The 11,561-nt window shown below is 38.4% G+C and carries 12 protein-coding genes; all 12 read left to right on the forward strand.

Translation table 11 applies throughout. The annotated features are described in order from the left end of the window. The first annotated feature begins 78 nt into the window (after window positions 1–78). The 12 genes from ACZYT3_RS12150 (at window position 79) to ACZYT3_RS12205 (ending at window position 11,306) form a co-directional block, all read left to right on the forward strand. Window positions 79–381: a hypothetical protein gene (locus ACZYT3_RS12150; RefSeq protein WP_071441737.1), complete on the forward strand. Its 303-nt coding sequence runs from the start codon at window positions 79–81 to the stop codon at window positions 379–381. A gap of 11 nt (window positions 382–392) precedes the next feature. After that, on the forward strand, window positions 393–2,246 hold the full coding sequence (locus ACZYT3_RS12155; RefSeq protein WP_464088838.1) for a hypothetical protein: 1,854 nt from the start codon (window positions 393–395) through the stop codon (window positions 2,244–2,246). Further along, entirely contained in the window at window positions 2,243–2,569 is a 327-nt protein-coding gene (locus ACZYT3_RS12160; RefSeq protein WP_083383189.1) for a hypothetical protein, read from the forward strand. The genes ACZYT3_RS12155 and ACZYT3_RS12160 overlap by 4 nt, the downstream gene beginning before the upstream one ends. Further along, complete coding sequence (locus tag ACZYT3_RS12165; protein WP_464088839.1) at window positions 2,547–3,260, forward strand: hypothetical protein; 714 nt, start codon at window positions 2,547–2,549, stop codon at window positions 3,258–3,260. The genes ACZYT3_RS12160 and ACZYT3_RS12165 overlap by 23 nt, the downstream gene beginning before the upstream one ends. Then, complete coding sequence (locus ACZYT3_RS12170) at window positions 3,247–5,073, forward strand: VirB4 family type IV secretion system protein (protein WP_235858746.1); 1,827 nt, start codon at window positions 3,247–3,249, stop codon at window positions 5,071–5,073. Before ACZYT3_RS12165 ends, ACZYT3_RS12170 begins: the two co-directional genes overlap by 14 nt. Before the next feature lies 1 nt (window position 5,074). Beyond that, complete coding sequence (locus ACZYT3_RS12175) at window positions 5,075–6,067, forward strand: CHAP domain-containing protein (RefSeq protein WP_071441734.1); 993 nt, start codon at window positions 5,075–5,077, stop codon at window positions 6,065–6,067. A 40-nt stretch (window positions 6,068–6,107) separates the two neighbouring features. After that, window positions 6,108–6,743, forward strand: a complete 636-nt coding sequence (locus ACZYT3_RS12180) for a hypothetical protein (RefSeq protein ID WP_071441733.1) — start codon at window positions 6,108–6,110, stop codon at window positions 6,741–6,743. A 25-nt stretch (window positions 6,744–6,768) separates the two neighbouring features. Beyond that, window positions 6,769–7,083 carry a single-stranded DNA-binding protein gene (locus ACZYT3_RS12185; protein ID WP_464088840.1) on the forward strand — a complete coding sequence of 105 codons (315 nt, stop codon included), beginning with the start codon at window positions 6,769–6,771 and terminating at the stop codon, window positions 7,081–7,083. Between the two features lie 17 nt (window positions 7,084–7,100). Further along, window positions 7,101–8,126 (forward strand): toll/interleukin-1 receptor domain-containing protein, encoded by a 1,026-nt coding sequence (locus ACZYT3_RS12190; protein WP_464088841.1) that lies wholly within the window; start codon window positions 7,101–7,103, stop codon window positions 8,124–8,126. A 223-nt stretch (window positions 8,127–8,349) separates the two neighbouring features. Further along, window positions 8,350–9,729, forward strand: a complete 1,380-nt coding sequence (locus ACZYT3_RS12195; RefSeq protein ID WP_464088842.1) for a HipA domain-containing protein — start codon at window positions 8,350–8,352, stop codon at window positions 9,727–9,729. 367 nt (window positions 9,730–10,096) lie between these two features. Beyond that, the gene (locus ACZYT3_RS12200) at window positions 10,097–10,639 is read left to right on the forward strand and encodes a hypothetical protein (RefSeq protein ID WP_464088843.1); all 543 of its coding nucleotides are present in this window, start codon (window positions 10,097–10,099) and stop codon (window positions 10,637–10,639) included. A gap of 271 nt (window positions 10,640–10,910) precedes the next feature. Further along, complete coding sequence (locus ACZYT3_RS12205) at window positions 10,911–11,306, forward strand: hypothetical protein (RefSeq protein WP_071441729.1); 396 nt, start codon at window positions 10,911–10,913, stop codon at window positions 11,304–11,306. The last annotated feature ends 255 nt before the right edge of the window (window positions 11,307–11,561 follow it).

Genomic DNA, 11,561 nt, shown 5'->3' on the forward strand with positions numbered 1-11,561 from the left:
TAAAATGATTTACAACATGGCAAATTGCCATGTTTTTTTATTACCTGGCAATCTGCCAGGCTAGAAAGGAATATAAAAATGAATAAATTGAAAATTTTCTTTTATACAATCCCGGTATTTCTTGTTACCCCATCATTCAATGAAGATGAAGCAAGAAATACATTTAATGAATGGTTTACTCCGTTAACAGACTTTGCGCTATGGGCAATCCCCATTACTGGAATGTTTGTACTTCTGGTGTCTTACATAGGATGGCTTGGAAAAGATGAAAACGAGAAAGAACAGCGGCCATTCAAAAAAACAGGCATTACGATCCTTGTAACAACGATCATTGTTGAACTTATACCAACATTCTTTAAGATCTTCGGTCTTGTTGAATAAGGAGTTGAATTATGGATCTCATTATCGATGCTTTTCGATGGATACTATGGCTGTTTTTAAAAGGAATGTTCTTTATTATGGACTCCCTGTACAATGCTATGGAATCAATAGCAGCGTTCGATATCAGCTCTAGCACGACTTTATGGCAGTGGTGGGGAATCCTGTGTATCTTTATCGCTTTTCTTACTTTTGTTCGTGTCGTTTCTCTATATCTGAAAGTAAGTCTCAATGAGGATCTGCTGGATAAATTTAATCCATTTCAGATTATCGTAAAGATCGGTGTAATTTGTACCGTAATATTGTTTCTACCAATGACTGTTTCGTTCTTTACAGGATTTGCTTCAGATATGATCGAAACTTCATCAGAACTCTTTCAGGTTGAAAACAACGTTATCGAGTATGTGCCAGAACATACGGGAAATGAAATTATCGATGAATATATCGACGAGGTCTATGCGACCTATCAGGGCACCCCGTCTTATCTAATCTATTCGTCTGCTGCCGATGGTATCTACCCGCCTTATCAGGTGATTGATATCAATTCATCAACCGGTCTGGAAGGATGGCTGGAAGGCAATGTTCCTATCATCGGCGGAGCTTTAGCCTGGCTTCTTGGCGCCGACGGCGAATACTACTATTTTCCTGATACGACAGCATTGATTTTTCTGCTTGTCGAAGCAGCAATTGCCTGTTATGCTATCGTTTTAGTTTCACTTGAATTTGGCAAACGACTTCTTGATATAGGATTCAAGATTCTTATTTCACCTATACCAATCAGCGGACTCGTTTCTTTTAATGACGAGTCTTTTTCAAGATGGGTACGCCTGCTGGCAGCAGACCTGATGAATAACTTCCTTCAGATCCTGCTTTTTAAATTCGTATTAGTGGTAACGTCATCAACGGCTATCGCTAATTTAGGTGTAATCGCAAGAACGATGGTATTTTTGGGCGGTCTGCTTTGTATCCTCACTGGTCCTTCAAGTGTTGCACAGATCATTGGCGGTGACGGCATGGGTGCTATGCAGTCAATGCAGGCAATTCATACAGCAACTTCGTTTGCCGGCGGAATCCGAGCAGCTGGAAGCATGCTCACATCAGCAGCTGTTACTGCCGGAGCGGCAGGCATCTATGGCGGTGGCCGTCTTCTTGGCGGACGAAGCTTAGGCGGTCATGACTCCGGTGACGGAAGCGGTGGAGGTCCTCTGCCTGGAGTATCCGGTACTAACGGTTTCTCGCCTTTTGGAGGAGGCGGAGGTGCAGGAGGATTTTCTGATGGAAGCAACGGTTCAATGAATAGCTCATATTTCAGAGATCCTACTGAAAAACAGATGAATGCAGCTAAATATACGGGAGTAGATCCAACGGGCATGAATCGCGGGCAGCCCTCCCAGGCACTCCATCAAGCCGGCATGGAACAATCCTTCTGGGGAGATCAGCCACGGACACAGGAAAGCTCGGCTCCATACGGTATGGGCAGTTTCAGCACTTCTGCCGGAGGAGCTAACTATTCATACAGCAATGCGGGGATTGTCGATTCCGGACCTGTACAGTCCGGTGCCAGCAATACTGAAACATCACAGCCGACAGCTAGTTCAGAAGCTCCGCGTCTCACACGAAGCAATACATTTGCAAGAAACTTCGCAAATCAGCATCCAACGGCCGCTAAATTCAGCAGTGCCATGTATGTTGCCTCAGCCAACAGAATTCTAGGCCAAAAGTCGGTTTCAACCAGAAGAGGCTACGTTACTAAGAATACCGGCTTCCAGACAGCAAGCAATCTTTATCACGCAGTTCGAGGTCCGGCAAACAATCCAGCAGGTGTTTCTGGACAGAACCCAATAGAAGAAGGAGATGATTTTATTTGATAAGGTTTTATTCACCAAGCAATTTTAAAAAATCCCGTCTTATTGCAAGACGTTTTCGTATCATCGATCTCATATTGCTTATCGTAGGATGGACTTTTTCTATCGTGTCAAATTTATTCTATCTGACCAGCGATTTATCTATCCATCCTGGTATCTTTTTTCTTCTGCTGGTTCCGCTGGTTGCCTCTACTTTTCTGGTGGTTCCATACAGTACCTATCACAATATGATGGAATATATTATTTTAAAAATAAGAATTATGAAAGAGCCGAAGAAATATATATGGGAAGGAATTTATAAGTATGAAGAAAAAATTGAGTCCTGAAAAAGCAAAACAAAAAGAAATCAGGAAAGCAGAGCGCACAAAAAAGAAACTGGCTACATCCCTTGCCTGGAGTCATGTCGAGCGAATCAGAGACAATATGATTGTTCTTAAATCAAAAAAGACGGAAGAATATATTCTTGGCATTAAGCTGATTCCACGCAATCTTTTTATCGAAAACAGCAATGCCCAGTTTGTCGCCATCAATCAGATCCGTTCCGTTCTGAATCAAATTAACTTTAAGCTTTACTGGGCAGTCTGTCACAATCCTGTAAACCTTGATGCACATCTCAGCGAGCTTTCTAAACAGATGCAGGAGGAGGAAGATCCTGTAATCTGGGAAATGATCGAGAACGACTTTGAGAAAGCTGCTTGGTTTCAACAGACGCATGTAGAAATTGAATTCTTCCTCATGGTCAAAGACCATAACTATGAAAACTGTGTAAAAAAATACAATCAGCTCGTAGGACTGTTCCTGTCTACAGGATACCGGTTTAAAGAACTTGATGATTGCGACTATGAAAATTTTCTTGCTTATCTGTATGAAAATCCGATGATCAATAATTTTTATTTTTCTCATGGAATCTTTTCCAGTCTGAAAGATGAAGATTATGAAGTCCTTCCAGGAAAAGAGTACGGATATGACACCGATGATAAAGAAGAACAGGAGGAATTGATAGATGATATGGAATAATGAACGATTAGTAAAGAAATCGCGTCTGACTCCGATGGATCTTGCCTTCAAAGGTACTTATTATATGATTGGAGAAAAATATGCTCGCAATCTGCTGGTAACACAGCTGCCGCGGGAATTCTCGTTAGGACTGCTTTCTCAGTATGCGGCCATTCCACATATCAAGATGCAGATCGTTACGGAAAGGCTGGACATGGACTGTGCATCGCTTCTGAAAAAAGAGTTCAACGATAAAAAAGAAGAATATAAAAATTCCGAAAATGACAGATTCAGACTGGAACAGCTCAGCGATGAACTGGCCTCCATGAATCAGTATGTCAATGAAATCATCAATTCAAAGGATATGACACAGAACGTAACAATCTGTTTTACTGTCATGGCAGATAATCTGGATGATCTGAACAAGAAGACAAAAGATTTCAAATCATCGCTTCAGACTCAGGGATTCAGTCTTTTTTCTGCCAAGCTGATGCAGGAACAGCTTTTTAAAGCTGCTTCTCCCCTGTTTACAGAAACCGGACTCCCGAAAGTAATCGAAGAAAATTTAGGGGTCCCTCTTCCCTCTCTAGGAACAGCCGGACTCTATCCTTTTGTATTTGAAACACTGAAAGATAAATACGGCTTCATCCTAGGACACGAGCATGTCAATCACGGAATTATACTGTTTGATCCTTTTAAATGGATCAACGAAGAAGATGAAGCAAAAAAGGAAGGAAGAAAGGCCGGCAATATCGTTCTAGCTGGCGATACTGGAAGCGGCAAAACAACTACCATGTCATTGCTGATCCGCTATTTTATACGAAAAAAAGCAAAGATCGTCTGGATCGATCCTGAAAACAAGAATGGAAAAATGATCCGAAAATATGGCGGCTCCTTTATCAACATGGGAAGAAAAGGAAACATTATCAACGTTTTCGATCTGAAGCCGAACAGCGTTGAAGAAGATGAGGATGCTTCAGTTATGTGGGATACGGAAACGTCCATTTATAACAATATCGATGATATCAAGATCATCCTTTCATATCTGTCGCCTTCCATATCCGATGACTCGCTTTCAATCGTTGGCGATGTCGTCATACGAACTTACGCAGAACATGGAATCACCTTTTCCGATTCATTTAAAGGCATGCCGTCAGACCGCTTCCCTACTTTTACAGATTTTGATAAAACTCTGAATCTTATGATCGAAGAAAATCTGAATATGGAAGGAAAAGAGAAAGTGGTATCTCTGCTGAACGATCTGAAGCTGAAGATCAAGCCTATACTCAATGAATACAGCATCTATCTCAATGGACATACGACCATCAAGCCAAGTGACGGTGACCGCAATATCATCGGATTCGGTACAAAAATACTCTTTACAAAGGACGATAAGATCGTCAATGCTTTAACAAGAGTCATCTATCAGTATGCCTGGTCACTGTGTCTTGATGATTCCGAACTGAGCGCTTTTATTCTTGATGAAGCCTCAACACAGATGCTTGAAGAAGTAATCAGCAAGCTTCTCGCACAGATGGTACGCCGTTCCCGTAAATACAATAATGTCTGTGTCATTGGTACACAGCAGCCAAGAGATTTCACTGACAAACGCATCATTACTCATGGAAAAGCAATCTTTGACAACTCGCCGTACAGAATCATTATGCATCTTGAAAAAGGATCGATTGAAGATTTGTCAAAACTGATCGATCTTAATAACAACGAGATGCAGTTTATAGAAAGCAGTCTTCAGGGAGACGCCCTATTCATCTGCGGTCAGCGGCATATCCCTATTCATGTCATACCGACTCAGAACGAACTCAAGGAAATGTAGCATGGTGAAGACTAAAACTATGATTTATGGATTTGCCGCAATCCTTGTTTTCTCTCTTATAGCAGGAGCTGTAGTTCCGTCTCTTTCCGGAGGAAACAGTTCCTTTGTAAAAGAAAGTATCATATCCGGCGATACGACCTCGGCTTCAGAGATCATGCAGACCTACTTTTCAAGCAATAACGGTACCGAAGATTATCAGAATTTCTACGAGCCTTTCCTCAGCGAGCTTTATAGTGAAAATATATACGTTAACATTATGTGGCTGATTTTACCGCACTATCTGAATGATCAGCGTCCTACAGGAGAATCGCTTGAACAGTTAAAAAGCTTATTCACCAAGGAGGTCTGTGAAGATGAATCTCAGCAATCCTGTGGTTCTGTTATTGTATCCAGTGAAGAATATTTAGAAAATCTGAAGAAAACTGATTTCTATAAAGGTCTCGAAAATATAAGCGATGAGAATCTGATTCAATTCTTAGGTACAAGTCTTTATGATCCTGGAGATGAAGGAATGGGATCAATTGATTTTCCTGCAAACTATTATGGTGAAACCTATAGATCGCCATTTAATCCATTTTCAAATGCAGGCTGGACCGGTCAGTGTACATGGTATGTCTACGCAAGAGTTAATGAAGTCAATAACAAAAGATTTCAGGATCTTCCCCTTGGAGATGCAAGAACCTGGTATGAGACCGCTGCGGCAAAAGGTTACAGTGTAGGACAGGCTCCTGCTAAAAACTCAATCGTCGTATGGGGCGGAGATCTTCAGCATGTTGCTTATGTCGAATCATATGACGGTGAAACAATTACGATTTCAGAAGGAAATGCCAGTGGAACAAGCCTGTTAAAGTGGACAACACTGGAAAAGGCTATACAGAGCATCCGGATCAATTCCGGTGATATCAGCTGGCTGATAAATCGGCAAAGCAATGGCGGAGGCTATTTTATCGGCTTCATTTATCTTGATGGTGATGTTAACACAGATAATGAATAATACATGGCAATTTGCCATGTAAACCGAAAGGAGTGATTTAATGTCAGAATTGACCCCGCATTTTATTAAATATCTCGATTATTATTTTGATGGTGAAGGGTTTTCTTTTCCAAAAGATCCCGATCAGCTGTCTCAGCTTCAGAAAGACCTTATAGGTGATGGAACACACTACATAACAGAACGGTACCTTCCAAAAGAATATGCCTTTATTCCAAAACTACCCATCGGTGACCCGCAGGAAATCAATCTTCTTTCTATGCAGCTTAACATGATGAATCAATATCAGCTGAATACTGTGAAACAGGTGATCAGCAAAATGGATAGAGTCACAGCTGAAGATCTTATTGGAGTCTGCTTTCTGTCTGACGAACTGTTAAAGGATAAGGAAATTCAGCTTCCTTCTGTAGAAGATATGAAACCTGTTATCTTAAAAAATTATAAAGAATTTGAAGAATCACTTGACCGTTATTATGATAGCAAACTCAATGACCTGGAAGAAAGCGAACAGATTACAGAAATTCAGGCTGAAGCATTCCAGCAGTCCAGTAATAAAGAAGAACTCATCCTATATCTTCAGCAGATCGGTGACATCGATCAGTTAAAAGACGAAGACTGGATCATGACAATTAAAGATCTTTCAGATAAGCTGCAGATTGAACGTTCATATAACAGATAGGCATCAGACAGAGGGGAGTGATTATATGCTGAATCTATTCGTAATAGAAGGAAAAATAAAAAAAATAAGCAAATTGCAGCAAACAGAAAATGGTACCAAATTTTTAAAAATCAAAGTTGAATCTATGAGAAACTTTACCAATAAAGAAGGAAAATATGACATAGACCTGATGGAGATAGAACTATGGCAATCCAACGCTGAAACTATCATGGAACACTGTAAAAATGGCAATCTGATCAGTATTCAGGGACGGATTCAGGCAACTCCTTTAAAAACGAAAGATAAAAAAGAGTATATTGCCTATACGCTTGTTGGCGAAAAGATAAATTACTTGAAATAACGGGATGAAAGCCAATTATGAAAAATATTTCCGAAGATTTATTTTACAGGAATTTTGATAAAATAAAATCAGATGTCTGTTCTGAAGACTATATAATATGTTTGGAAAAGCAAAACAATTCCAATTCATACTTGTTTCATTTTATAGGATTTCTATCATTTCTCGAATTAAAAGAGTCTCCTTTTTTTCCCGTAGTGATATATAATAATAACGTAATGATTTCAAGGAGATTTCTAATGACTCGTAAAATGCACTATTTTAAAATTCCCTATGGATCCCGAACAGAATATATCAAGACTGTACACTGGATTAACAGCAGACTATCAGAAAATGATCTTTGTTTATTATGCGTCAATAATATTCCAGGAAAACTGGATTCATTAGTTGCACTGGTTGCTGAAGACCAAAATAAAATTGAAGCAATCCGAAATTATTTAAATTCATGTGGTATCGTCCTTTATTCAGATAAAACATTGAAGGATCTATTTGAAGAAATGAAATCAAGGCTATGGAATTGCTGCAGCATTCACCATAAAGCTGATGAAGAATATATAAGATTATCTTTTCAGGAACTCTTTTACTTTTTAGAAGATTCGGAACTAGAACAAAGAGGTTTTCATTTGACTCCTGAATATCAGCCAAAATTATTCATATCCTATTCCTGGAAAGATAATGAAATCGTTCAAAGGATCGTTGATCATCTTGAAGACATTGGTTTAAATATATGGATAGATAAAAAGAATATTGAAGGAGGAGAGCATCTTCATGAGGCCATTATGAAAGGAATATGGCAATGTGATATGGTTCTGCTGATCATTAGCAAAAATTATGAAATGTCATTAAATGCAAAAGCTGAATTTAAAACCGCATTTGCAAATGTAGTTGCGAATAAAAAAGATTGGAGAATTCTAAAGCTGGATGATATTGATCCCGACAGCATATTCCCTTCTCTTTCTCAATATAAGTATTACTCAATAAATGAGGAAAATGAATTAATAGAAAGTATTCTTCGAGGTTTAGATAACATAAAGAATCATAAATAGTCATACCTGGCAAATTGCCAGGTAACTTTCTTTTAATATTTCCACTCAGCAAATTACATCGTTTTCTGTAAAAGATAAAAAAGAGTATATTGCCTATATGCTTGCTGGAGAAAAAATATCTTTTCTTTATTAAATTCCATAACAATATGTTTCATTGCATCTATAAATGAATTATGCTAAAATGCAGAAAAAGAGATCTATTATTAATAAGGAGGTGGTTTCATTGGCTAGATATCAGTTAAAGAAAAAAGATATGCCGCTTATCGAATTCGAATTAAATAAAAATGAATTAGGCGATTACTCTGTCAGCATAGTTTCAATGAGTGAGGCTAAAGATGACTATCCAGAAAAAGTTTATAATAACGATTCTCTTCTTGAGTGGCTAAGAAGAAGAATGATTCCGAGAAATCGAACTTTTGTTGAAGAAATCCTGTCTTCTCAAGGGCTGCAAAGACATGATCTGGCAGGTCTTCTTGATGTTTGCCTGGGACTTAGTGTAAATGATGTTTACTGGGTAACAAAAAAAGAATTCTCCGGTACTTTCAGAGAATATAATCTTTATGAAAACAGCTTTTCTGAAGCATTAAGTCTTGTTGCTTTTACAGGATACAGCGATACGATCAAAGAATTATCGCCAAGCCCTGAAATGACGACCAATGGAATGCTTCCTAAATGCTGGAGAAGGATCGACAGTTCCCTCTATCTATATAAAGGCGGTACAAATCCTTTAGAATTTTCAAACGGGGGCAACGAGCCATATACTGAATATTATGCGGCACAGGTTGCTGAAGCTATGGGGATAGAGCATGTCACATATAACCTTGAAAAATGGAAAAACATTCTGGCAAGCACGTGCCGTAATTTTACTTCTTTGGATCATTCATTTGTCCCTATTGGAAAGCTTCTGCAGGACAGTACGCTAACTTCCCTTGTAGAAGTAATCAAAAAGAATAACGCCTATGATTCATTTAAAGATATGATCCTGCTGGATGCTGTTTTATTGAATGAAGATCGTCATTTCGGAAATTTTGGTTTTCTTAAAAACAATGAAACAAATCAATATGAAAAGATGGCGCCTCTATTCGATCACGGGATCTCCTTGCTCTCGCATCTGTCAAATAAAGATATCCTGGATAACAGTAAAATTGAACAGTATATCAAAGATCACAGTTATTCTGCATTAGGACGTCCTCATGATGAGCTTGTTTCGCTTTTCTGCAGCCGACAGGATATAAGAAAGCTACGCCAGTTATTCGATTTTCATTTTAAAAAGCATGATCTGTACAATTTTGAAGATGAAAGACTACAAGTGATCGAATCATTTGTACAGGAACGTTCAAGAGATCTCATTCGAGTGATAGAACAAAATAAGACTGTAAATCTTAATGATCCGGTGCAGGATACAATTCGTGACGAACTTTTTGGCTACCAGTACGAGTATCGCGGTGATGACGAAAACGGCGGATTATGCAAGATCTATGACAGTAATGAAGAAATCATTGAGGAATTTGAGATTTCTAAATCCGATCTGGAACAGATGGATGCAATAACATTTATTGAAAACAAAATTGAAGTATTAGCTGAAGAACAGACTAAATGTTGATAACATCCAACTACTTTCTGTTGCTTTTCAATAAAATGAATATTTCTTTAACACTTATATACACTTTATCTATTCAATCAGCATGGCAGATGAAATGCCATGTTTTTTTCTTTATATTTACAAAGAAGTATGGAATATCGCATCCAAGTCGCTCATCAAGCGTTGCCCTACGGCGTCTCGCACTAAAGTGCTTGCCGCTTGATTTTCCTCCCCGGACGCTGATCCGAAGAAAGTGTAAGGTACATGAGCCTTACAGAGTTCGTGGTTACCATGCCACAAAGGAGGAAAAAAGTCATGAATAAAAACTTTAAAAGGAAAGAAGAAGCGAAAATCTCAAAACTCTTTTCAGAATCAACGGAGGTGTACTATGAATAATTTAGCTGAAAAATTATTTATAGACTTCGCCTGCGAAACAATGATGGAGAAAAAAAGTGTTGCAGCTCTGATGTGCGAGCATTTGCAGGAATTTGAAGATATGTATCTTGAAACAGTAATGGAAAAATGTATTGATAAAATTGTCAGCGATGAGAAAAACTGTTCTGAAAAATACAATTTCTACGTGCTTGCTCACTCGCCTAATATCACAAAAAAGCATAAAATCATCGTTGGAATTCAAATCAAAATGAGTCCGGACGACGATGATGAAATGGTTCCGGTTGAACTATCGGATGTGCATCAGTTATATTTTGAAGAAAAGACAAAAATGCAGAAAGAAGAAATCCTACGTTGCTATGGATTTTGTTTCTATCTTGATCCACCTAAAAAATTGCAGAATCATACAGTACGATTGAGAACAAGTTTTCGAAATATGAATGGCAGCAATTTATTGGGACAAGACAGATGCGATGCCGTAGTCATCTATCTTGGTGACATTCCAGAAGAAGAAAAAAAGGTATCAGTATTACATTAAGCAGGATTACTATAATCCTGTTTTTTTCTGTTCCCTCATAAGTTCTTTTTGCTGTTATTTCATTCTGTAAACTTATATATTCCTGATACTCAGATGTATTTTAAAAGAAATATGGAATATCGCATCCAAGTCGCTCGTCAAGCGTTGCCCTACGGCGTCTCGCACTAAAGTGCTTGCCGCTTGACTTCCCTCCTCGGCTGCTGATCCGAAGAAAGTGTAAGGTACATGAGCCTTACCTAAGTTAGCGGCATACCGCAGAGGAGGAGAAATCATGGATAAAAACTTGCAGAAAAAAGAGGCGATTGAAAGAATCAAGCTTCTTAATCTCGACAAATGTGTAGAAGAAGCCTTTCTAGAAGGAGAAATTCTTCAATCCGTTCACAGCTTTCTTTTTGAAATCGAACCAGATTATACTAGCCTAATTCGAAATTGGGAAGAAACAACTGGGAACGTTGTTTATCACGTTATTCACAACTTTTTTGAATTTGGTGAATGTCTCTCACTTCTTTACATCAGCCAGCATATTGAAGAATGGTCAGACGACAGACAAGTATTGACAATGGGATACCCGTATGCCTATGTATTGAATTTAGACGATGATAACTGTTCAGAATACGGAGCAATCGGTATTGAGGAAAATATGGGAGGTCTATTAAGAACAGCATGAAACAAAGCAATATATTCCTAGAACTGGCACAGAAAATTGAAAAAGTGCTTGCTACTGAAGGCGACTGGAAATCGATTGCAGAAAATTATGAAAAATGCCTCATTGAAATTCTCGATGATATTCGTTCTTTCAAATTGTAAAATTATTTTCTTTCTATCAGAAATATACCTGGCAAGTTGCCAGGTAGTTTCTTCTAAGGTTCCAACATGGCAAATTGCCATGTTGTTTTCTATTAATCCTATGAAAGAAATATGG

This window comes from Traorella sp. mt218 (assembly GCF_055420025.1).

Coding starts and splice junctions, on each gene's coding strand:
- ACZYT3_RS12170 (WP_235858746.1), top strand. CDS start 3,247: ATGATATGGAATAATGAACGATTAGTAAAGAAATCGCGTCTGACTCCG.
- ACZYT3_RS12185 (WP_464088840.1), top strand. CDS start 6,769: ATGCTGAATCTATTCGTAATAGAAGGAAAAATAAAAAAAATAAGCAAA.
- ACZYT3_RS12155 (WP_464088838.1), top strand. CDS start 393: ATGGATCTCATTATCGATGCTTTTCGATGGATACTATGGCTGTTTTTA.
- ACZYT3_RS12175 (WP_071441734.1), top strand. CDS start 5,075: ATGGTGAAGACTAAAACTATGATTTATGGATTTGCCGCAATCCTTGTT.
- ACZYT3_RS12200 (WP_464088843.1), top strand. CDS start 10,097: ATGAATAATTTAGCTGAAAAATTATTTATAGACTTCGCCTGCGAAACA.
- ACZYT3_RS12180 (WP_071441733.1), top strand. CDS start 6,108: ATGTCAGAATTGACCCCGCATTTTATTAAATATCTCGATTATTATTTT.
- ACZYT3_RS12190 (WP_464088841.1), top strand. CDS start 7,101: ATGAAAAATATTTCCGAAGATTTATTTTACAGGAATTTTGATAAAATA.
- ACZYT3_RS12205 (WP_071441729.1), top strand. CDS start 10,911: ATGGATAAAAACTTGCAGAAAAAAGAGGCGATTGAAAGAATCAAGCTT.
- ACZYT3_RS12150 (WP_071441737.1), top strand. CDS start 79: ATGAATAAATTGAAAATTTTCTTTTATACAATCCCGGTATTTCTTGTT.
- ACZYT3_RS12165 (WP_464088839.1), top strand. CDS start 2,547: ATGAAGAAAAAATTGAGTCCTGAAAAAGCAAAACAAAAAGAAATCAGG.